The sequence below is a fragment of the Caulobacter segnis ATCC 21756 genome, from assembly GCF_000092285.1.
Taxonomy (GTDB): Bacteria; Pseudomonadota; Alphaproteobacteria; order Caulobacterales; family Caulobacteraceae; genus Caulobacter; species Caulobacter segnis.
In genome coordinates this window covers 3,443,054-3,464,879 of record NC_014100.1, presented here as the reverse complement: position 1 = coordinate 3,464,879, position 21,826 = coordinate 3,443,054, and the positions used below count along the sequence as shown (strand labels likewise).

Annotated in this window: 21 protein-coding genes; 14 read left to right on the top strand and 7 right to left on the bottom strand. The window is 68.6% G+C overall.

Annotated features, from left to right (window positions below):
* The first annotated feature begins 77 nt into the window (after window positions 1-77).
* Complete coding sequence (locus CSEG_RS15905; RefSeq protein ID WP_013080256.1) at window positions 78-533, top strand: DUF4112 domain-containing protein; 456 nt, start codon at window positions 78-80, stop codon at window positions 531-533.
* Here the strand turns inward: CSEG_RS15905 and scpA are convergent.
* Entirely contained in the window at window positions 530-2,680 is a 2,151-nt protein-coding gene (scpA, locus tag CSEG_RS15900) for a methylmalonyl-CoA mutase (RefSeq protein WP_013080255.1), read from the bottom strand. The two genes, CSEG_RS15905 and scpA, sit on opposite strands and share 4 nt — an antisense overlap.
* Window positions 2,681-2,683: 3 nt before the next feature.
* A complete protein-coding gene (locus tag CSEG_RS15895) occupies window positions 2,684-4,075 on the bottom strand; it encodes a methylmalonyl-CoA mutase family protein (protein WP_053463828.1) in 1,392 nt (463 codons plus the stop codon).
* 233 nt (window positions 4,076-4,308) lie between these two features.
* Here CSEG_RS15895 and CSEG_RS15890 point away from each other — a divergent pair, with 233 nt between their 5' ends.
* From CSEG_RS15890 to CSEG_RS15870, 5 genes are all read left to right on the top strand, one after another.
* On the top strand, window positions 4,309-5,316 hold the full coding sequence (locus CSEG_RS15890; RefSeq protein WP_013080253.1) for an NAD(P)H-dependent flavin oxidoreductase: 1,008 nt from the start codon (window positions 4,309-4,311) through the stop codon (window positions 5,314-5,316).
* A 93-nt stretch (window positions 5,317-5,409) separates the two neighbouring features.
* A complete protein-coding gene (locus CSEG_RS15885; RefSeq protein ID WP_013080252.1) occupies window positions 5,410-6,147 on the top strand; it encodes a DUF2793 domain-containing protein in 738 nt (245 codons plus the stop codon).
* Window positions 6,148-6,400: 253 nt separating this feature from the next.
* Window positions 6,401-6,976 (top strand): TMEM165/GDT1 family protein, encoded by a 576-nt coding sequence (locus CSEG_RS15880; RefSeq protein WP_013080251.1) that lies wholly within the window; start codon window positions 6,401-6,403, stop codon window positions 6,974-6,976.
* A 46-nt stretch (window positions 6,977-7,022) separates the two neighbouring features.
* Window positions 7,023-10,631, top strand: coding sequence for a hydantoinase B/oxoprolinase family protein (locus CSEG_RS15875; protein WP_013080250.1), 3,609 nt, complete (start codon window positions 7,023-7,025; stop codon window positions 10,629-10,631).
* Window positions 10,631-11,107 (top strand): low molecular weight protein-tyrosine-phosphatase, encoded by a 477-nt coding sequence (locus tag CSEG_RS15870; RefSeq protein WP_013080249.1) that lies wholly within the window; start codon window positions 10,631-10,633, stop codon window positions 11,105-11,107. Before CSEG_RS15875 ends, CSEG_RS15870 begins: the two co-directional genes overlap by 1 nt.
* Before the next feature lies 1 nt (window position 11,108).
* Here the strand turns inward: CSEG_RS15870 and CSEG_RS15865 are convergent, their stop codons facing one another.
* From CSEG_RS15865 to CSEG_RS15850, 4 genes are all read right to left on the bottom strand, one after another.
* A complete protein-coding gene (locus CSEG_RS15865; RefSeq protein WP_013080248.1) occupies window positions 11,109-11,600 on the bottom strand; it encodes a hypothetical protein in 492 nt (163 codons plus the stop codon).
* A gap of 143 nt (window positions 11,601-11,743) precedes the next feature.
* The gene (locus CSEG_RS15860; RefSeq protein ID WP_013080247.1) at window positions 11,744-12,376 is read right to left on the bottom strand and encodes a DUF1190 domain-containing protein; all 633 of its coding nucleotides are present in this window, start codon (window positions 12,374-12,376) and stop codon (window positions 11,744-11,746) included.
* Between the two features lie 11 nt (window positions 12,377-12,387).
* A complete protein-coding gene (locus CSEG_RS15855; protein ID WP_013080246.1) occupies window positions 12,388-12,801 on the bottom strand; it encodes a DUF350 domain-containing protein in 414 nt (137 codons plus the stop codon).
* Between the two features lie 10 nt (window positions 12,802-12,811).
* Window positions 12,812-13,453, bottom strand: a complete 642-nt coding sequence (locus tag CSEG_RS15850; protein ID WP_013080245.1) for a YjfK family protein — start codon at window positions 13,451-13,453, stop codon at window positions 12,812-12,814.
* Window positions 13,454-13,609: 156 nt separating this feature from the next.
* On the opposite strand from CSEG_RS15850, the gene CSEG_RS15845 reads away from it, so the two are divergent.
* Genes CSEG_RS15845 through CSEG_RS15835 form a run of 3 tightly spaced genes read left to right on the top strand, consistent with a single transcriptional unit; the run spans window position 13,610 to window position 16,221 of the window.
* Window positions 13,610-14,281 carry a YjfI family protein gene (locus CSEG_RS15845; RefSeq protein ID WP_013080244.1) on the top strand — a complete coding sequence of 224 codons (672 nt, stop codon included), beginning with the start codon at window positions 13,610-13,612 and terminating at the stop codon, window positions 14,279-14,281.
* Between the two features lie 24 nt (window positions 14,282-14,305).
* Window positions 14,306-15,058 (top strand): PspA/IM30 family protein, encoded by a 753-nt coding sequence (locus tag CSEG_RS15840; protein WP_013080243.1) that lies wholly within the window; start codon window positions 14,306-14,308, stop codon window positions 15,056-15,058.
* Entirely contained in the window at window positions 15,058-16,221 is a 1,164-nt protein-coding gene (locus tag CSEG_RS15835) for a glutathionylspermidine synthase family protein (RefSeq protein ID WP_013080242.1), read from the top strand. The genes CSEG_RS15840 and CSEG_RS15835 overlap by 1 nt, the downstream gene beginning before the upstream one ends.
* Here CSEG_RS15835 and CSEG_RS15830 read toward each other — a convergent pair.
* Complete coding sequence (locus CSEG_RS15830; RefSeq protein WP_013080241.1) at window positions 16,218-16,958, bottom strand: copper homeostasis protein CutC; 741 nt, start codon at window positions 16,956-16,958, stop codon at window positions 16,218-16,220. The genes CSEG_RS15835 and CSEG_RS15830 overlap by 4 nt on opposite strands.
* A 53-nt stretch (window positions 16,959-17,011) precedes the next feature.
* On the opposite strand from CSEG_RS15830, the gene CSEG_RS15825 reads away from it, so the two are divergent.
* From CSEG_RS15825 to CSEG_RS15805, 5 genes are all read left to right on the top strand, one after another.
* Complete coding sequence (locus CSEG_RS15825; RefSeq protein WP_013080240.1) at window positions 17,012-18,043, top strand: N(4)-(beta-N-acetylglucosaminyl)-L-asparaginase; 1,032 nt, start codon at window positions 17,012-17,014, stop codon at window positions 18,041-18,043.
* A 76-nt stretch (window positions 18,044-18,119) separates the two neighbouring features.
* On the top strand, window positions 18,120-18,983 hold the full coding sequence (locus CSEG_RS15820) for a dienelactone hydrolase family protein (protein WP_013080239.1): 864 nt from the start codon (window positions 18,120-18,122) through the stop codon (window positions 18,981-18,983).
* A gap of 146 nt (window positions 18,984-19,129) precedes the next feature.
* A complete protein-coding gene (locus CSEG_RS15815; protein WP_013080238.1) occupies window positions 19,130-19,588 on the top strand; it encodes a MarR family winged helix-turn-helix transcriptional regulator in 459 nt (152 codons plus the stop codon).
* Between the two features lie 10 nt (window positions 19,589-19,598).
* On the top strand, window positions 19,599-21,620 hold the full coding sequence (locus CSEG_RS15810) for an FUSC family protein (RefSeq protein WP_013080237.1): 2,022 nt from the start codon (window positions 19,599-19,601) through the stop codon (window positions 21,618-21,620).
* On the top strand, window positions 21,617-21,826 hold the full coding sequence (locus tag CSEG_RS15805) for a DUF1656 domain-containing protein (protein ID WP_013080236.1): 210 nt from the start codon (window positions 21,617-21,619) through the stop codon (window positions 21,824-21,826). Before CSEG_RS15810 ends, CSEG_RS15805 begins: the two co-directional genes overlap by 4 nt.

Genomic DNA, 21,826 nt, shown 5'->3' with positions numbered 1-21,826 from the left:
CCGGCGCCGCACGATCTGAGTCCGATGCAACGAGGTGTGAGACGGAGCGTTCTGCGAGCATGACCGAGGATGTCTCCATGGCTGCCGCCTACGCCGGCCCGCAAACGGGCCCGGTGGATGACGCGCGGTTCAAGGCGCATCGCGCATGGCGCGCCGCGGAGACGATCAAGCGTCTCTCTGACCGTTTGATCGGCGTAGGCCCGATCGGCATCGGCCTGGACGGCGTGCTGGCCTGGGTTCCGGGCGTGGGTCTCGCCTACGGGCTCGGCGCGGGCGCGCTGTTGTTGTTCCATGCCGTCCACGCAAAGGCCTCGCCCGCCACGATGGGGCGCATGACCGCCTATCTCGCCGCCGACAACCTGTCCGACACCGTGCCCGTGCTGGGCTGGGCCGTCGACACGATATTCCCAGGTCACCTGATGGCGGCCAAGGCGCTGCAGAGGGACATCGAAGCGCGTCACGGGCTGCCCGAGGAAGTGGCCTTCGAGCGGAGCCAGAAGAAGCGCGGTCTGTTTCGGCGCAAGCAGGCCTAGGCCGCTTCCTGCGTATAGCCCAGCTGCCGGTTCAACTGATCCAGCAGCTCGATCGCCGCCTCGGCGATGACCGTACCGGGCGGGAAGATCGCCACCGCGCCGGCGTCGCGCAGAGCTTGGAAGTCCTGAGGCGGGATGACCCCGCCCACGACCATCAGGATGTCGTCGCGTCCCTGCTTGGCCAGCTCGGCCTTCAGCTCCGGAGCGAGCGTCAGGTGTCCGGCGGCCAGAGAGCTGGCGCCGACCACGTGGACGTCGTTCTCCACGGCCTGGCGCGCGGCCTCGGCGGGCGTCTGGAACAGCGGGCCGATGTCGACGTCGAAGCCGAGGTCGGCGAAGGCCGTGGCGATCACCTTCTGGCCCCGGTCGTGGCCGTCCTGGCCCATCTTGGCGATCAGGATACGCGGCCGTCGGCCGTCGGCCTGCTCGAACGCCTCGACCATGGCCTTGGCGCGCGCCGTCTTCGGATCGTTGCCGGCCTCCTTCATGTAGACCCCCTGGATCGACTTGATCTCGGCGCGGTGGCGGCCGAACACCTTCTCCAGCGCATAGCTGATCTCGCCCACGGTGGCCTTGGCGCGGGCGGCGTCGACGGCCAGGGCCAGCAGGTTGCCGTTCCCCCGCGCGCCTTCCTCCAGCGCCTTCAGGGCGGCCTCCGTCGCGGCCGGATCGCGCTCGGCCTTCAGGCGCGCCAGCTTCTCCAGTTGCTGGGCGCGGACCGACCCGTTGTCGACCTTCAGCACCGGGATGTCGTCGGCGACCTCGGGCTTGTAGCGGTTGACGCCCACGACGCTCTGCTTGCCGCTGTCGATGCGGGCCTGGGTGCGGGCGGCGGCTTCCTCGATGCGCAGCTTGGGCAGACCCTGCTCGATGGCCTTGGCCATGCCGCCCAGCGCCTCGACCTCCTCGATGTGGGCGAGCGCCTTCTGGGCCAGCTCGTAGGTCAGGCGCTCGACGTAGTAGCTGCCGCCCCACGGGTCGGCGACGCGGGTCGTGCCGCTTTCCATCTGCAGGAAGAGCTGGGTGTTGCGGCTGATCCGGGCCGAGAAGTCCGTCGGCAGGGCCAGGGCCTCGTCCAGGCTGTTGGTGTGCAGGCTCTGGGTCTGGCCGTTCACGGCCGCCATGGCCTCGACGCAGGTGCGGGCGACGTTGTTGAACACGTCCTGGGCCGCCAGCGACCAGCCGGAGGTCTGGCTGTGGGTGCGCAGGGACAGCGAGCGGTCGTCCTTGGGATCGAACTCGCGCTTCATCAGGCGGGCCCACAAGAGGCGCGCGGCGCGCATCTTGGCCACTTCCATGAAGTAGTTCATGCCGATCGCCCAGAAGAACGACAGGCGTGGGGCGAAGACGTCGATGCTCATGCCGGCCGCGACGCCGGCGCGGGCGTATTCGACGCCGTCGGCCAGGGTGTAGGCCAGCTCCAGGTCGGCCGTCGCGCCGGCCTCCTGCATGTGATAGCCGCTGATCGAGATCGAGTTGAACTTGGGCATGTTCGCCGAGGTGAAGGCGAAGATGTCCGAGATGATCCGCATCGAGGGCGCGGGCGGATAGATGTAGGTGTTCCGCACCATGAACTCTTTGAGGATGTCGTTCTGGATCGTCCCCGACAGCTTGTCGGGGCTGACGCCCTGTTCCTCGGCCGCGACGATGTAGAGCGCCAGGATCGGGAGCACCGCGCCGTTCATGGTCATCGACACGCTCATCTTGTCGAGCGGGATGCCTGAGAAGAGCGTGCGCATGTCCAGGATCGAGTCGATGGCCACGCCCGCCATGCCGACGTCGCCCTTCACCCGCTCGTGGTCGCTGTCATAGCCGCGGTGGGTGGCCAGATCGAAGGCTACCGACAGGCCCATCTGACCGGCCGCCAGGTTGCGGCGATAGAAGGCGTTGGAGTCCTCGGCCGTCGAGAAGCCCGCGTACTGGCGCACGGTCCACGGGTTGGTCACGTACATGGTCGGGTAGGGGCCGCGCACATAGGGCGCGACACCTGGAAATCCGCCCAGGAAGTCCAGGCCCTGGATGTCGCTGGCGTCGAAGGCCGGGGCGACGTCGACTCCCTCGGGCGTGCTCCACGCCTTGCCGTCCGGCGCGGCGCCGGGGGCGACCTCGGCGAAGTCGATCTGGGTGAAGTCGGGGAACTTGCTCACGGCTCAGGCTCCCTCGAAGGCGGCGGCGAAGCGGATGGGCGTCAGCGCGGCGCACTTGCTGTCCGGCCCGGGCAAGCGGACGTCTGGCCCCGCAACGGCGAAGGCGGCCGGATCGGGCGCTTCGACCTCCGGCGGCTTGTCGTCGGCGTTGGGGAAGACGGTGACGCCCAGGATCTTGCGGGTCTTGTCGGCGAACGCGGCTTCCTGAGCCATGCGCGTCTTGGCGACGCTGCTGGCGACGAAGCCGCTCTCCAGCGCCTTGATGATCCCGCCGGCGGCCTCGATGGCCTGGAAGTTGTTCCAGGCGGCGCGGGCCAGCTGGTCGGTCAGGCTGTCGAGGTACCAGGACCCGCCGGCCGGATCGGCGACGCGCCCCAGATTGCTCTCTTCCATCAGCACCAGCTGGGTGTTGCGGGCTTGGCGGCGGGCGAAGGCGGTGGGCAGGCCGATGGCGTCGGTGAAGGCGTCCAGGACAATGGCGTCGGCGCCGCCCACAGCCCCGGCGAACCCGGCCGAGGTCAGCCGCAACAGGTTCGTCCAGGCGTCGGCCTTGGCCAGCATCCGCCGCGACGAGCGCGCCTCGATCCGCGCGGGGACGGAGACCCCACAGGCCTCCGTCAGCCGCGCCCACAGCGCCTTGGCGGCGCGCAGCTTGGCGACGCCGGTGAAGTACTCGCCGTCCAGGCTGACGCCCAGCACGATGCGGTCGAAAGCCTCCTGCGTGGACAGGCCCGAGCGCGTCAGAGCCTTGGCGTAGGCGAGAGCGGCGGCGGTCATGGCGGCCAGCTCCTCGACGTTCGAGCCGCCAGCTTCGTGGACGGCGCGTCCGGTCGCCAGGAACAGGCTGGCCTTGGCGTAGGTCGAAGCCAGGCGCGTCGCCACCGTGGCGGCGTTGAAGACGTGGCTCTCGATCGGACCGGGGCTCTCGCCGGCCCGCATGAAGGCGGTCAGCGGATCGAGGTGGAAGGCCAGCGGCGCGTTGGGCGCGGCCTTGGCCAGAGCGCCCAGCCAGTCGGCCGCCTTCGGACCCAGGAAACCGGCGTCCAGCGCCACGGGGGCCAGGTCCAAAAGCACGCCCGAGAGCGCTTTGGCCAGATCGTCGGCCGATCCGACGGCGACGCCGTTCTTGCCCGTGGGATCGATCTGCAGGAGCACCGAGGCCGCGCCGCCTTCGAGGTCGGTCAACACGTCCTTGGCGACGCGGGCGGGATCGGGATGGGCGGCGCGGACCCGCAGGTCCCACGGCCGCTCGGCGTCGCGGAGACGTAGGTCGCGGGCGACGGCGACCCCGTCCTTGGCGGTATAGAGAGGCTGGATCGTCACGCCGTCCGGCGTGGCGGTGGTGAGGGCGTCCCCGAAGCTCTGACCTTTCAGGGTCTTCTCGACCAGGGCCATCCAGCGCGCGCGCGTGGCGTCGTCGCCTTGGGGACCAAAATCCTCGGCAAGGGGCGTGGTCGCCTCGGTCAAAGCGTCTCTCTCCTGCACTGCAGCATTATTATTTTTGATCGTGATGCGCCCCTGCCGCTACGGCCGTCAAGCCTTGCGCGAGCGCCAAACGAGCGTTTAAGCTGAACGGTGATCATATATTCGGCGCTCAAGCCGATCTCCAAAGGGGAGAACCTTCGCCCATGGCCCTGCCGCCGATCCTGCGTGACCGCCTGCGCCTTCCCGTCATCGCCTCGCCGCTGTTCATCATCAGCAATCCCGACCTGGTGATCGCCCAGTGCAAGGCGGGCATCGTGGGCTCGTTCCCGTCGCTGAACGCACGCCCGCTGTCGCAGCTGGACGAGTGGCTGGCGCGGATCACCGAGGAGCTGGCCGCCTACGACAAGGCCAATCCGGACGCGCCCTCGGCGCCGTTCGCCGTCAACCAGATCGTCCACAAGACGAACAATCGGCTCGAAGACGACATCGCCATGTGCGTGAAGTACAAGGTCCCGGTCGTCATCACCTCGCTGGGCGCGCGCGAGGACCTGAACCAGGCGATCCATTCTTACGGCGGCATTACGCTCCATGACGTGATCACCGACCGCTTCGCCCGTAAGGCGATCGAAAAAGGCGCGGACGGCCTGATTCCAGTGGCGGCCGGGGCCGGCGGCCACGCCGGCACGCTGTCGCCGTTCGCCCTGATCCAGGAAATCCGCCAATGGTTCGACGGCCCGGTGGCGTTGTCGGGCTCGATCGCTTGCGGTCGCTCGATCCTGGCCGCCCAGGCCATGGGCGCGGACCTGGCCTATATCGGCTCGGCCTTCATCGCGACCGAGGAGGCCAACGCGGTGGAAGGTTACAAGCGCGCCATCGTGGAAGGGCAGGCCGACGGCATCGTCTATTCGAACCTGTTCACCGGCGTGCACGGCAACTACCTGCGCTCGTCGATCGTCGCCGCGGGCCTCGATCCCGACAACCTGCCGCAAAGCGATCCGTCGAAGATGAGCTTCGGCTCCGGCGGCAACCAGGAAGCCAAGGCCTGGCGCGACATCTGGGGCTCGGGTCAGGGCATCGGCGCGATCAAGGAAGTGCTGCCCGCCGCCGAACTCATCGCGCGTTTCGCGGCCGAGTACGAGCAAGCCAAGGCCGAACTCGCGGCCAAGACGGCGCTTACCTCCGGAAATCATTTGGCTTTCGCCGCCGAGTAGACGGGCGTTCGACGGGGACGGAGACCGCGCCGTCCCCGGCGTCGTCAGCGGCATGATGCTGGGAGCGTCTTCCATCGCTCCCGGAGCCGCTCCATGTTCGACGACGTCACGCCCCGCCTTGGCCTGCCCTATGTGGTCGCCGCCCAGGCGCAGAAACATATCCCGATCAACGAAAGCCTCGCCCGGCTCGACGGCCTCGTCCAGCTGGCCGTCGAGAGCCGTAGCCTCGGGGTCCAGCCCGCCAGTCCTGTCGCCGGCGGCGTCTGGATCCTGCCGACGGGCGCCACGGGCGCGGCCTGGGGCGGCCAGCCGGCCGGGACCCTGATGCGCTTCGAGGCCGGCGCCTGGGAGGCGCTCGCGCCCGCCGAGGGCGTGCTCGCGTGGGTCAAGGACGAGAACCAGATGGTCGCCTTCGACGGCGCGGCCTGGACGCCGCTGTCGACAACCTTCCGAAGCCTGACCGCCGCCGCCTCGCCGAACCTCGCCACGACGCGGCTCGAGATTCTGGAGCAGGAGGTGACCCTGTCGGGCGCCTCGACCGCGACCAGCATCGTCATCCCGAACCGCGCGATCGTCCTGGCGGTCTCGACCCGGACCACGGCGGCGGTCACCGGCGCCACCGCCTATAACTGCGGCGTCGCGGGCGAGGCCAGCAAGTTCGGCGGCTCGCTGGGCGTGGCCAAGAATTCCAGCAACATCGGCGTGGTCGGACCGACAGCCTACTACGCCGATACGCCGGTTGTGCTGACGGCGATCGGGGGGAACTTCGTCGGCGGCAAGGTGAGGGTGGCGATCCACGTGATGCGCTTCGACGCGCCGGCCTCCGTCTAATCCCTCCCCCTTGATGGGGAAGGGAGATTGACCCGGATCCCCTCAACCGCTACACGCGCCCCACCTTTGGGGAGTAGCCGCCCGCGCCTATCAGCGGGCCCCGCCGTCAACACACTTGCTTCTCCGGAAGCATGGCGCGGGGAAGGGAAGCGGACGTGAAGCTTCCTTGGCGAGACCAATGGCGCCGATTTCCATCCGGGCCGGGTGGGCGTCGACGCTATTGGCATGCGCCCGGCCCGGAGGATTTGTTTCAGTGGAAGCCCTGCTCGTCTCGACCCTGGTCGTGGCCATCGCCGAGATCGGCGACAAGACTCAGCTTTTGGCCATCATCCTGGCCACGCGGTTCAAGAAGCCTGTCCCGATCATCCTCGGCATCCTGGTCGCCACCCTGGCCAACCACGCCCTGGCCGCCACGGCGGGCTACTGGGTGTCGGACTTCCTGAGCGGCGACGGGTTCAAGTGGGCGATCGCCATCTCCTTCATCGCCATGGCGGGCTGGGCCCTGATCCCCGACAAGGCCGATGACGAGGAAGGCCAGAACGCAGGCCGCTATGGCGTGTTTCTGACCACTACGATCGCCTTCTTCCTGGTCGAGATGGGCGACAAGACCCAGATCGCCACCGTCGCCCTGGGCGCCAAGTTCCACTCGATCGCCTGGGTCGCCGCCGGCACCACCCTGGGCATGATGCTGGCCAACGTCCCGGCCGTGTATCTGGGTGAAGCGGCGACCAAGGTGGTGCCGCTGAAGTATGTGCGCGTCGGCGCGGCGGTGATCTTCGTTTTGCTGGGCCTGTGGCAGGCGGCGGAGTTGCTGGGGCTGTTGAAGTAGGGGCTTCAACCGCTATGAGGTGGCGGAGCAAGGAGTTCCGCCCCTCATGACCCAAGAACCGCGCGGCTGGGAGTTCTGGATCGATCGCGGCGGCACCTTCACCGACATCGTCGCGCGGCGGCCGGACGGGTCGCTGGTCACCCACAAGCTGCTGTCGGAAAATCCCGAGCACTACGCCGACGCCGCCGTGGCGGGCGTCCGGGCTCTGCTTCCCGAAGGCGCGACCATCGACGCGGTCAAGATGGGCACCACGGTGGCGACCAACGCCCTGCTCGAGCGCAAGGGCGAGCCGACGGTGCTGGCGATCACCCGGGGCCACGCCGACGCCTTGCGCATCGGCTACCAGGCGCGGCCCAAACTGTTCGAGCGCCATATCGTCAAGCCCGAGGCGCTCTATGACCGCGTCGTCGAGATCGACGAGCGCATGAGTGTCGAGGGCGAGGTGCTGAGGCCGCTCGACGAAGCCGCCGCGCGCGCCGGACTGCAAGCCGCCTACGACGCCGGCTTCCGCGCCGTGGCGATCGTGCTGCTGCACGGCTTCCGATTCACGGATCACGAGGCGCGCGTCGCCGCCATCGCCCGCGAGATCGGCTTCACACAGGTCTCGGTCAGCCATGAGGTCAGCCCGCTGATGAAGCTGGTCGGGCGCGGCGATACGACGGTGGTCGACGCCTACCTCTCGCCGATCCTGCGCCGCTACGTGGACCAGGTCGCCGGCGCCCTTCAAGCAAAGGAAAGAGGGGGCCACGACACGCGGCTGCTGTTCATGCAGTCGAACGGCGGCCTGACCGACGCGCGAGCCTTCCGGGGCAAGGACGCCATCCTGTCGGGGCCCGCCGGCGGCGTGGTCGGCATGGCGCGGACGGCGGGCGAGGCTGGGTTCGAGCGCGTGATCGGCTTCGATATGGGCGGCACCTCGACCGACGTCTGCCACTACGCGGGAACGTACGAGCGGGCCTTTGAGACGGTGGTGGCGGGCGTGCGGATGCGCGCGCCGATGATGAACATCCATACCGTGGCGGCCGGCGGCGGCTCGATCTGCAGCTTCGACGGCGCGCGCCTGCGCGTCGGTCCGGCCTCTGCCGGCGCGGTTCCCGGACCGGCGGCCTATCGCCGAGGCGGGCCGCTGACGGTCACCGACTGCAACGTCATGCTGGGCAAGCTGCGTCCGGAGTTCTTCCCCAAGGTGTTCGGCCCCAACGCCGATCAGCCGCTGGACGTCGAGGCCGTGACGCGCGGCTTCGAGGCGATGGCGGCGGAGGTCGCGTCGGCGACCGGCAAGGCCATGACTCCTCAGGCGGTCGCCGAGGGCTTCGTCACCATCGCGGTCGAGAACATGGCCAAGGCCGTGCGGCAGATCTCGATCCAGCGCGGCTATGACGTCACGCGCTATGTCCTGGCGTGCTTCGGCGGCGCTGGCGGCCAGCACGCCTGCCTAGTCGCCGACGCGCTGGGCATGACCAAGGTGATGATCCACCCGTTCGCGGGCGTGCTGTCGGCCTATGGCATGGGGTTGGCGGACCTACGCCTGATCCGTGAGGAGACGGTCGAGCGGGCTCTGGACGATGCGGGCGATCTGGCGGCCCGCGCGGCGGCGCTGGCCGGCGAGGCGGCGACCGCGTTGCGCGCTCAGGACATCCCCCTGGTGTCGGTCGAGACGGTCGCCAGCTTGCGCGTGAAGTACGCGGGCACGGACACGCCGCTGGTCGTGCCATTCGGCGAGCCGGCCGAAGTCCGCGCCGCGTTCGAGGAGCAACATCAACGGCGGTTCGGCTTCGTCTCGCCGACGACGCCGCTGGTCGCCGAGACCTTGTCGGTAGAGGCGATCGGCCACGCGGACGCCGGCGCAGAACCAAGCTTCGGCGAGACCAAGACATCTGGAGCTCCCCAGGCGATCGCCACCGTCCAAGCCTGGATGGCGGGCGTGTCTCATGAGGCGCCCGTGTTCGACCGCGAAGTTCTCGCCGTCGGCGCGGAGGTCGTGGGGCCCGCGATCATACGCGAGGCCACCGGCACCACGGTCGTCGAGCCCGGCTGGCGCGCGACGGTCGACGCGCGCCTGAACCTGATCCTCGACCGCGTCGTCGCCCTGCCGAGCCGCAAGGCGATCGGGACGGATGCCGATCCGGTCATGTTGGAGGTCTTCAACAACCTCTTCATGGCCGTGGCCGAGGAGATGGGCTTCGCCCTGCAGAACACCGCCTATTCGGTCAACATCAAGGAGCGGCTGGACTTCTCCTGCGCCCTGTTCGACCGGGACGGCGCCCTGATCGCCAACGCCCCGCACATGCCGGTGCACCTGGGCTCGATGGGCGACAGCGTGCGGGCGATCCGCGACGCGCGCCTCTCGGACGGTCGCGGCATGAAGCCCGGCGACGTCTACATGCTGAACGCGCCTTACAACGGCGGCACCCACCTGCCGGACGTGACCGTCGTCATGCCTGTCTTCGATGCTGAGGGCGCGCTGCTGTTCTACGTCGCCGCGCGCGGGCACCAAGGCGACATCGGCGGGATCACGCCGGGCTCGATGCCGCCGAACAGCCGCACGGTCGAGGAAGAGGGCGTCCTGATCGAGAACTTCCTGCTGGTCGAGGGCGGTCGGTTCCGCGAAGCCGAGACCCGGGCCCTGCTGGCCTCTGGCGCGTGGCCGGCCCGCAATCCCGACCAGAACATCGGCGACCTCAAGGCCCAGATCGCCGCCTGCGCGCGTGGCGCCGAAGCGCTCACAGCGATGGTCGCCGAGTTCGGCCAGGACGTCGTCGAAGCCTACATGGCCCACGTCCAGGACAACGCCGAGGAGGCTGTCCGCCGGGTTCTGGCGACGATGAAGAGCGGCAGCTTCGCCTATGAGTTGGACGACGGGTCGGTCGTGAAGGTCGCGATCGCGGTCGACCAGCAGGCCCGCACCGCGCGCGTCGACTTCACCGGCACCAGCGACCAGGTCCCGACCAACTTCAACGCGCCCGCCTCGATCTGCCGGGCGGCGGCGCTCTACGTCTTCCGCACGCTGGTGGACGACGAGATCCCGATGAACGACGGCTGCCTGCGACCGGTGGAGTTGGTGATCCCCGAGGGCTCGATGCTGCGGCCGCGTTATCCGGCGGCGGTGGTGGCCGGCAATGTCGAGACCAGCCAAGTGGTGGTCGACGCGCTTTACGGCGCGCTGGGCGTGATGGCGGCGGCGCAGGGGACGATGAACAACTTCACCTTCGGCGACGCGCGGCGGCAGTACTACGAAACCATCTGCGGCGGCTCCGGCGCCGGCCCTGACTTCGACGGGACCGACGCGGTCCAGACCCACATGACCAACAGCCGCCTGACCGACCCCGAGGTGTTGGAGGCGCGCTATCCAGTGCTGGTCGAAGCCTTCTCGATCCGGCGCGGCTCCGGCGGCGAAGGGACGCATCGCGGCGGGGACGGGGTCGTGCGCAAGATCGGCTTCCGAGAACCGATGACCGTCACCCTGCTCTCAAACCGTCGTCGCGTCCCGCCCTTCGGCATGGAAGGCGGCCAGCCCGGTGCGCTGGGCGCGGCGCGTATCGAACGCGCCGACGGCGAGGTTCAATCCTTGGCGGCCACGGATCTGGTGCGAGTCGGCGCAGGCGACGCTATCGTGATCGAGACGCCGGGCGGCGGTGGTTGGGGAAGGGCTTGATGGCGAAGGCTTCGGTTCTGTTCGTTTGCCTGGGCAACATCTGTCGCTCTCCCCTGGCCGAAGGCGCGTTCCGGGCCGAGGCCCAGCGGATGCAACTGGACGTCCTCATCGACTCCGCCGGCACCGGCGGTTGGCACGCGGGCGAGCCGCCCGATCCTCGCGCGATCGCCGCCGCGCGCCGCAACGGCGTTGACATCGCCCGTCAGCGGGCACGCAAAGTGACCAAGGACGACTTCCGCGTCTTCACCCATATCTACGCGTTGGACGAGGCCAACCTGAACGGCCTGAGGGCCCTGGCGCCGCAGAACGCGACGGCTGAGCTGGGTTTGTTGCTGGATCTTGTGCCCGGTTATGAGGGCAAGGCGGTGGCCGATCCCTATTACGGCGACGCCAGCGATTTCGACGTGACCTGGCGCGACGTCGAGATGGCGGCGCGGGCCTTGGCCCAGCGCCTGGCTCATCAAGGGTATCGATAGGTCAGTGCAAGGTCGGCCGCGCCGTCGGCGCGCGCGCCGGCTCGTCGAACCGCAGCGGCAGGGCTAGCGCTTCATGAGCCAGGGCCATGTTCAGAAAACGCGCGGCGACGATCACCGGCTCCGGCGTCGTCACCATGTCCTCCAATAGCCAGCCGGCGATCTCCGGCGAGGCCGGACAGACCCCGCAGGCGGTGATCAGCCGCTGCTCGTCCTCGGCGTAACCCTGGCGGCAGGGGGCGGCGACGCACAGGGGGCGGCGCACTTGGCCTTCGATGGTCGTCATCATCAGGATGAAGGCCGACGCCACGCGCGGGGAGACGAGGGCGCCGGCCTCTCGCGAGAGGCGCGCGCCAGGTTCTTGGTCCAGCACGCGCGCCGTCACCCACTGACGCAGCATCCAAAGCAGCACGCGCTCGCCGCGCGTCAGCTCCATCGGGCCGCAATCGTCGACGCAAGCGCCGTGGAAGAGATCGGGGAAAAGGTCGGACCGCACGCCGGAAATCTCCTCGCCGAGCAGGGGGCCGACACCCGCCCTGGCGAACCGACTTCGGTGAGCGGCCCGACGCGTTCTTGCGAACACTTCTCAACTAAACGGGATGTCTAGTTGCGAGTCAATCGCAAAAATGCGTCGGCGATCTAACCGCCGAAACCGCCCTTGAAGCCGCCGCTATGCGCGTAGCTGCGGCCGCCGCCAAAGCCCCCACGCGACACGACGGAGGTGCGGGTCTGGACCTTGGGGGGCGCGTTGCGGATGACGTCCGGCGGGTCGATGCTCTCGCGGGTGATGACCGTCCGGCCCGTGCCGTAGTCCCGTCCCAGGCGTCCGCCCCAGGTGGAGTAGTAGCCGTCGTTCCCACGATAGAGCCCTGTTCCGCGGTAGCCTCCACCGTCCAGCATCCGGCCGATCACGAAACCGGTGAGCAGGGGCGTGAAGAAGCTGCCGCCGCCTTGCTCGCTGCGCGGCACGCAGTTGCCGGCGCCATAGACGTCCTCGCAGGAGGCGCGGGCCTCATAGCGCGGCGCGTTCTTCTGGTCGTCCTTCTGGGCGGTCGCCCAGGACGTGTCGCATTGCTGGTCCGAGACCTCGTTGGCGGCCTTGCACTCTTCGAGGGACTTGTAGCTGAAGGCTTCGACCTGTTCTCCGCGATTGGGATCCCAGCCGGCCTGAGCGCCGGCGCCAGGATCGTCGCAGCCCGCCAGAGTCAGGCTGGCCGCGCCGGCCAGCATGGTCGTCAGTCGCAGCGATGTGGAGCGCTTACGGGTGCTCATGGCTCCGCTCCTCAGGTCGTCATGCAGGCGGCGTTCAGCACGCCGACGGCGATGGAGACGCCCGCCAGATAGACGCCGATCGAGGTCTCGCCATTCTCGATCCGCGCCTTGACGTCGGGCAGGGCGACCAGGCGCACGCCGGTGAAGGCGGCGATCTGGATGACGCCGGCCAGGGTCGCCCAGGCGGCGAACTCCGGCAGGCTGACCGTGTGGCTCAGCGCCGAGGCCAGCGGCAGGACGTAGCCGATCAAGGCGCCGGCCAGGGCGATGGCGGCAGCCAGGTTGCCCTGCCGGATCAGCGCCTTCTCGTTGTAGGGCGTCACCCACTGATAGATGTACTTGAAGGCGATGGTGAACAGGCCGGCGGCCACGAAGGCCACCAGGAACGCGATCGCCCCGTCCTGGAACGCCGTGAAGTCGAACATCGGCCTCTCCCTAAGCCTTGAACTCGCCTACCGACAGCGGCAGGCCGATCATCGTCTCGTGTGTCACGTCGCCATCCTCGGGCTCGGCGGTCAACGCCAGCAAAAGCTCGCGGCCTTCGCCGCCCGAAAGCTCGCGGTGGAACAGCATGGTGGTCTGGAAGAGCCGCCGGTCGGGCGCCGCGCCCTCGCGGTCATAATAGACGTCTTCCCACAGCGTCACGGGATCCTGCCGCTCGGCGTCCTCGCCGAACCAGAAGCGGCGGTACTCGGGCAGGCCCTCGGCCTGGAACGCGCGGGCCCGGAGCCGCTCGGCCCACAGGTCGCGATCGGCGCGATCGGCCGGGTACGCGCTGGACCACGGAACGAAGACCGTGAAGTCATTGGCGCGCTGGCCCTCGCGGTCGTCTGAGACCACCTGGAACAGGATTTCGTCGTCCGTATAGAAGCGGTGCACGAACGCGCCGTCGTTCAGGTGGATCAGGCCTTGGGCCGTGATCTCCAGAGTGTCGCGATCCAGGGCGAACTTCGCTTCGCCGCTGAAGCGCCGCCAGGCTAGAGGGTCCAGAACCACGGTCCGGCCGATGGTCACGTTGCGGATGACGGGCAGGGCGGGACGCTGGGCGTCCTTTCTGCCGAAAAGCTTTCCGAACATCGCCGTTCGCGAGCCCTCGAATACCTGGCCGGCGAGCCCATCTAAGCGACCAAGCCAGCTCTACCGCCGGACGCGCTTGTCCCTTGGTGAAGTCGAGCGCAGGATGGCGCCGGACGGCGTCTTGTCAAGCGTACATGTTATGCGTACATGTAACGCATGCCTGCCAAACCGACGAGAGGCGCCCAGGCCGCCGAAAGAACCCGCGCGTGGCGTGAAGCCCGTCGGCAAGCCGGCTTCGTGAAGATCGAAGTGTGGGCGCCGGCGGCGTGCAAGCCCGACATCCTTTCGGCTGTCCAAGCCATCGTCGTGGAGTCGGCCCGCGGGCCGGCGCTGAAGACCAACCCCAACCCTCCCAAGGGCGTCAGACACATGGATTCCGTTATCGACACCGCCTGGACGATCCACACCCTGCGTGACGGGCTGGTGGAGAGTTCGCTCGTCCGTGAGGGCGAAATGACCGTCACCGTCGTCGAGGGCGTCGAGCCCGTGCTGCTGGTCGTGATGCACGAGTTCGGCGACCTGCCGATCTATGTCAGCGGCGGCGGTTTGCAGCTGGTGGTTTCAACCCTGCTTTGGCCCTGCGACGAGCAGAACGACCGCGCGGCCTTCAATGAATTCCTGCTCAAGGCCCAGAAGATCGTGCCGCTGTCGAATTTCGGCATCACGACCATCGAAGGCCGGGACTATTACGAGCTGATGGGCGAGATCTCGTCCAAGACGACCCTGCAGACCCTGTTGATCGAGCTGCGCACCCTGGCCGACAACGCCATCGCCGCCGCCAGCGATCTGCGCGACAGTTTCGAAAAGAGCCGCGGCGCGGCCGCCTAACGAACAAGACCTGGAGACCTTCTAATGTCGATCTGGAGCAAGCTCTCGGCCCTGTTCCGCGGGACCGCGCACGACGGGGCGCAGACCATCGTGGACGCCAACGCCTTGCGGATCCTGGACCAGGAAATCCGCGACGCCGACAACGCCCAGGGCAAGGCCCGGGACGAACTGGCCAAGCTGGTGGCCCGCCGCCGGTCGCTGGAGACCGAGGTCGCCGGCCTGACGGACCAGATCCGCAAGTACGAGGCCTCGGCCCGCGCGGCCATGGGCAAGGGCGACCAGGCCCTGGCCCTGGAAGTGGCCCAGCGCATCGCCGATCTGGAGAAGGACGCGACGCAGAAGTCGACCCAGATGACCGAGCTTCGCGCCGCCGAGGAAAAGCTGCGCACGATCATCGCCCAGACCGACACCAAGGTCGAGGCGCTGCGCCGCGAGATCGAGATCGTCAAGGTCAACGAGAGCGTTCAGAAGGCCCAGGCCGCCGTGATCTCGCGCTCGGGCTCGGCCAGTGGCGTCGTCGGCTCGGCCGCCGACAGCCTCAAGCGCATCAAGGAGCGTCAGGCGGTGCGCGAGGAGCAGTTCCGCCTGCACGGCGAGACCGAGGACCGCAAGACCGGCGCCGATCTCGACGCCAAGCTGGCCGCGGCGGGCATCCTGCCGGGCGGCGGCGGGGCCGAGGACGTGCTGGCCCGCCTGATGGCGCCCAAGGACGAGGCTCTGCCCGCGCCGATGCTGGCCATCGAGGACAAGGTGAAGGCCGGGTCCAAGGACGCCTGATGCGCCGTCTTTCCCTGACGCCTCGGCCGGGCTGGAAGTCCAAGGCCGAGGCCGTCGGCTTCACCTGGCATCACGCCGATGGCCGTCGCTACTGGGACGAGCGGGCGGCCTACGCCTTCACGCTGGAGGAGGTCGAGGGTCATCTGGAGCCGGCGACCGAGGCCCTGCACAAGCTGTGTCTGGACGTCGTCGAGGAGGCCGTGGGCAGCGACGCCTTGATGGCGAAGCTCCAGATCCCCGAGGCCTCGCGCGACGTCGTGGCCGCCTCGTGGAAGGCGCGCGATCCATCGCTCTATGGCCGCTTCGATTTCTTCTACGACGGGGCGGGGCCACCCAAGCTCTACGAGTACAACGCCGACACGCCGACCAGCATCTATGAAGCGGCGGTGTTCCAGTGGCTGTGGCTGGAAGACCTGATCCAGCGCGGCGCGCTGCCCGAGAGCACGGACCAGTTCAACAGCCTGCACGACCGGCTGGCCGAACGCTTCCGCGAGATCTTCCCGAATGGCGGCTTCGTCCATTTCGCCAGCGACCCGGACTTCGTGGAGGACCGCCAGACGGTGCGGTTCCTTGAGGACATGGCGCGGCTGGCGGGGCTGGAGCCCAAGTTCGTGCCGACGACGGAGATCGGCCTCGACGCCGACGGCCGCTTCGTCGACCAGGACAACTACCTCATCGGCGCGATGTTCAAGCTGTACCCGTGGGAGGACATGCTGCGCGAGCCGTACGCGGCCAACATCGCCGGCTCCAAGACCCTGTTCATCGAGCCGCCCTGGAAGGCGCTGCTGTCCAACAAGGCGCTGCTGCCGCTGCTGTGGGAGCGGCATCCGGGGCACCCCAATCTGCTCGAGACCTATTTCGATGACGATCCCAAGGTCGAGCGCCTGGGATCAAGCTACGCCCGCAAGCCGCTGTTCAGCCGTGAAGGCGCGAACGTCGAGCTCTGGACCAACGGTCGCAAGGGTCGGGTGCTGGACCAGGGCTATGGCGCCGAAGGCTGGATCCGCCAGGAACTGAAGCCGCCGCCGCGCTTCGGCGCGAACTATCCGGTCGTCGGCTCCTGGGTGATCGGGGACCAGCCGGCCGGGATCGGCGTGCGCGAGGACCGGGGTCGCGTGACGCGCGACCGCTCGCGGTTCGTGCCGCACATCATCGAGGGCTAGGGCAGGCCGCGCAGGATCCGAACCACCTCGGCCACCGTCGCCTGGTCGGTGTCCTGCAACGTCGGCGGAACAAATCCCATGGCGCCCAGCTTCGACGCCGGGTCCGCGCCCGGTCGCGCGCCGCCGAACGAGCCGTGCACCTCGCGCACGCCCGTGCTTCTAACGAGGTCCGCCACGTTTGATACGCGCACCCCAGCGCCGGCGAGGATGCCGATGCGGCCGCTCGCCTGGTCGACCAGGGCGGCGATCCGCTCGGCGCCGACCAGCGCGCTGATCGCCCCGCCCGAGGTCAGCACGCGCTCGAAGCCCATCTCGACGGCGATCTCCAACGCCGCCGATTGATCCGCCACGAGATCGAAGGCGCGGTGCAGGGTCATGCCCAGGCCCGTGGAATGTTCGACAAGGGCGTGGAGCACCTCGAGGTCCAGCTCGCCGTCGGGGCGGCTGGCGCCGATGCTGACCCCCGCGAGGCCGTAGGCGCGAACCGCGTCGACGTCGCGCTTCATGGTGTCCAGGTCGCGGCCGTCGTAGCAAAAGTCGCCGTTGCGTGGCCGGATCATCGGATAGACCGGGATGGGCGAGGCGGCCGCCAGCGCCATCAGGCCGGGAGCGGGCGTGAGGCCCTGCAGGGTCAGGGCCGCGCAAAGTTCGACCCGATCCGCCCCGCCAGCGATCGCCGCCGCCAATCCGGCGGGCGTATCGACACAGACTTCCAGCAGGACGCGGTCAGCGATCATCGTCTCTCTCCTGCCGTGCTACGGATTCGGCGGTCTTCTTGGAGCACACCGGCATGATGAATCGTAGAGGCCTGATTGGCGCGACCCTCGCTGGATCGGCGATGATCAGTGGGCGGGCAGCCGCGGCGGCGGGCGAGAGCGTTCAACTGCAAGGGCCCTGCGTGATCTCGACCTGGGATTTCGGCGTGCCGGCGAACCAGGCCGCCTGGGCGGTGCTCTCGAAGGGCGGCCGGGCATTGGACGCCGTCGAGGCCGGGGCCCGCGTGCCCGAGCAGGATCTCAAGAACCACAGCGTTGGCCGCGCTGGCTATCCTGACCGCGACGGCCATGTCTCACTGGACGCCTGCATCATGGACGAGCTGGGCAACTGCGGCTCGGTCGCGGCGCTGGAGCACATCGCCCACCCGATCTCGGTCGCCCGCCGGGTCATGGAGAAGACCCCCCACGTGATGCTGGTCGGCGCGGGCGCGCTGCAATTCGCCCTGGAGCAGGGCTTCCCGCGCGAAGAGCTGCTGACTCCCGAATCCAAGGCCGCCTGGGAGGCCTGGAAGAAAGAGGCCAAGTACCGGCCCAAGGCCAACAGCGAGGTCGGCGACTACGGCAAGACCACGGGCCAGCTGGGCACGCCGGGCGGCGCGAACAACCACGACACCATCGGCATGCTGGCGATCGACGCCAAAGGGAACATCGCCGGCGCTTGCACCACCAGCGGCATGGCCTGGAAGATGCGCGGCCGAGTGGGGGACAGCCCGATCATCGGCGCGGGCCTCTATGTCGACAACGAGGTCGGCGGCGCGACCTCGACCGGCGTCGGCGAGGAAGTGATCCGTAATGTCGGCAGCTTTCTCGTGGTCGAACTGATGCGCCAAGGTCGCTCGCCCGAGGCGGCGTGTCGCGAGGCTGTCGAGCGCATCCTGAAGAAGAAGCCCCAGGCCAAGGACATCCAGGTCGGCTTCCTGGCCATCAACAAGAAGGGCGAGGTCGGCGCCTGGGCGATCCAGTCGGGCTTCAGCTACGCGCTGTGCGACGGTCGAAAGCAGGACCTGCTGCTGCCGGGCAAGGCGACCTACACGTCCGGAACCTGACCTACGACGTAAAGTGGATAGGCGAACGGATAACGCGGTTATAGCGTGCCCGCCCAATCATCCGGAGGAGACCGCCATGTGCGATGACGATATCCACCAAGGCCTCGTGCACGATCCCAGCGTTTCCCGCCGCGCCTTCGGCCTGATGACGGTCGCCTTGACCGGTGTCGCGACCGTCGCCCGCGCGGACGACACGGTCGTGGAGAAGGATGTCGAGATCAAGACGCCGGACGGGACCGCCGACGCGGCGCTGTTCTATCCGAAGGCCAAGGGCAAGTTCCCGGCCGTGCTGCTGTGGCCCGACGTGATGAGCCTGCGGCCGGTGTTCCGCGACATGGGCCGTCGCCTCGCCGCGGCTGGTTATGTCGTGCTGGTCCCCAACCTCTATTACCGTGTCCAGAAGGCGCCGGTGATCCAGGGCAGCTTCAACTTCGCCAACCCCGAGGACCGCGCCAAGCTGATGCCGATGCGCGCCACGGTCACGCCCGAGGGCACGGCCAAGGACGCGGTCGCCTACATCGCGTTCCTCGACGCCCAGCCGCAGACCAACAAGGCCAAGAAGGCCGGCGTGCAGGGCTACTGCATGGGCGGACCGCTGTCGTTCCAGACCGCGGCGGCCGTGCCGGGGCGCATCGCGGCCGTGGCTTCGTTCCATGGCGGCGGGCTGCTGACCGCCAAGCCCGACAGCCCGCACCTGCTGCTGCCCAAGACCAAGGCGTCGTACCTGATCGAGATCGCCGACAACGACGACAAGCAGGACCCAACGGTGAAGGACAAGCTGAAGGTCGCCTTCGCCGAGGCCAAGCTTCCGGCCCAGGTCGAGGTCTTCGAGGGCGCCAACCACGGTTGGACCGTGAAGGGCAGCCAAGTCTACAACGAGGAAGCCGCCGAGCGGGCATGGAGCAACCTGCTGGCGCTCTACAAGCAGGCCTTGGGGTAGCGCGATCGCGAAGGGCTCGGCTAGGCGCCGGGCCCTTTTGCTTTTTGCGCTGTGTCAAATTTCTAGGGCGGCCGATCTTGCGAGGAAAAAGGTAGGATGCTATCTAATTTAAATAGGAAGCTACCTATTTAGTAGATCGTTGTTCCATGACCTCTGCTCGCATCCTGAACGAACGCGCCTTCGCCCAATCGCTGTTGCGCCTGGCGCGGGTCTACCGGCGGGAGGTCAATCGCGCCCTGGCCGCCCACGGTATTTCGGATGCGAAGGCCATGCCCGTGCTGCACATCGCCCGCGCCGGCGGCGGGCTTCGCCAGGGCGCGTTGGCGGAAGAGATCGGGGTCGAGGGGCCGTCGCTGGTTCGGATCCTGGACCAGCTCTGCCATGCCAACCTCGTCGAGCGGCGCGACGATCCGACCGACAAGCGCGCCAAGACCTTGCACTTGACCGCCGAGGGCCAAGCCCTGGCCGCCGTTGTCGAGGACGCGGTGCAGGTCGTGCGCGCCCAGATGCTAACGGGTGTCGGGGACGACGATCTGGCGGCCGCCCTGCGCACCTTCGCCGCCTTCGAGGCTGCGCTGGAGCTCGCGGCCGGGCAGGGGATCTGAGACCCTCGCCATGCTGCCCAAGTTCGATCGGCATACGCTGCTGTTCTCGGCGAACAGCTTCGCGGCGGCGATGCTGGCCCTCTATATCGGGTTCGCCCTGGGCCTGCCGCGCCCATACTGGGCGATGACCACCGCCTATATCGTCAGCCAGCCCCTGGCCGGAGCCGTGCGCTCCAAGGCCGTCTACCGTGTGCTCGGCACCATCCTGGGCGCCGCCGCCGCCGTGGCCTTGGTCCCTAACCTCGTGAACGCCCCCTGGCTGCTGTCGCTGGCCTTGGCCCTATGGGTTGGCGGCTGCCTGACCATCTCGCTGCTGGACCGCACGCCGCGCAGTTATGTGATGATGCTGGCCGGTTACACCGCCGCGATCATTGGCTTTCCCAGCGTCTCGCAGCCCGGCGCGATCTTCGACGTCGCCGCCTCGCGCGTGATCGAGATCGGCCTTGGCATCCTGTGCGCGACGATGGTCCACAGCCTCGTGTTTCCCCGTCCCGTCGGGCGCGTGCTGAAGACCCGCCTCGCCAACTGGCTGGGCGAGGCCGATCGCTGGGCGCTGGACGTCCTGCGCGAGGAGGCCGATCCGGCGACGATCGCGCGCGATCGCCGCCATCTCGCCGCCGCCGCCAGCGAGATCCGCATGCTGGCCGTCCACCTCCCGTTCGACACCTCGCGCCTGCGTGAGACCACTGGCGTCGTGCGCGCGCTGCAGGAGCGGATGCTGCTGCTGATTCCCCTGCTGTCCGGCCTCGGCGATCGCATGGAGGCCCTCCGAGATGTTCGCGAACCGCGGGTGCGCGAGGCCCTGAATGCGGTGATCGGCTGGATCGAGGCCGGCGCGCCACGCGAAGCGGGACTCGACCTGGTCGACGAGCTCCGGACCCTCGCCGCCCTCCGGTCAGACGCCAATTGGTCGAGCTTGCTGGTCGAAAGCCTGCTGGTGCGGCTATCGGAGGCCGTGCGGGCGCTGGCCGAGGGGCACGCCCTGATGGCCCGCATCGACGATCCCGATGCGCCGCTGTCGTCGGCGCTGGACGCCGCGACGCGGGAGAGCGCCCGCCACAGGATGCACGCCGACCTGCCGCTGGCCCTTCTGTCGGGCGGGGCCGCCGCGATCGCGGTGATGCTGTCCTGCGCGGCCTGGATTCAATTCGGCTGGGGCGACGGGATCGCCGCGCCGGTCATGGCCGCCGTGTTCTGCTGCTTCTTCGCCGCGCTGGACGATCCCGTGCCCGCCATCAAGGACTTTGGCCTGTTCTCGCTGCTCTCGCTGCCGCTGGCGGCGCTCTACATGTTCGCCATCCTGCCGGCGATCGACGGCTTTCCGATGCTCGTCGCCGCCATGGGGCCGCCGCTGCTGTTCCTGGGCCTCTACATCCCCGATCCGCGCCGCATGGGGGCGGCCCTGGCCGTGCTGATGGGCTTTTGCAACGCCCTGGCCCTGCAGGAGACGTTCAGCGCCGACTTCGCCGGCTTCCTCAATGGCAACCTTGGCCAGTTCGTGGGCTTGCTGCTGGCCATCACCGTGACGGCCGCCCTGCGATCGATGGGGACGGACGCCAGCGCCCGGCGGCTGCTGACACGCACCTGGCGCAATCTGGCGCGCCTGGCCCGCGCGCGCCAAGCGCCGGAACCCGCCGCCTTCGCCGCCGTGCTGGTGGATCGCCTGGGCATTCTGACGCCCAAGCTGGCCGAAGTCGGTCACGCGCATGACCTGGTCGGCGTCGACGCGCTGCGCGACCTGCGGGTGGGCATGAACCTGGTCGCCGTGCAGGCCGCGCGCCCGGACCTGCCGCGCGATGGGAAGGCGCACGTCGACGCCGCCTTGGATGGCGTCGGCGACCACTTCGCCGCCTTGGCCGCCGGCGCCCGCGCCGCGCCCGGCGCTGAGCTTCTAGCTCGCATCGACACCGCCCTGCGCGACCTGGCCGAAGCGCCCGCCGCTTCGGCCGTGCAGGGCGTCTCAGGCCTGGTGGGCCTGCGCCGCAACCTGTTCCCGAAGGCTCCGGCCTTCGTTCCGGAGGTCGCCCGATGACCGGCGAAATCGCTATCGACGGCGTCTTCCTATCGTCCGTCCTGGTCTCGGCGGTGATCGCCCTGATCGCGGCGTTCGTTCTGCGACGCCTGCTGGCCCGGTTCGGCGCCTATCGCCTCGTCTGGCATCCGGCGCTGTTCGACGCCGCCCTGTTCGTCATCCTCTGGGCCGCCGTCGTGACGGTCCCGTCTCCCCTGAAGTTCTGA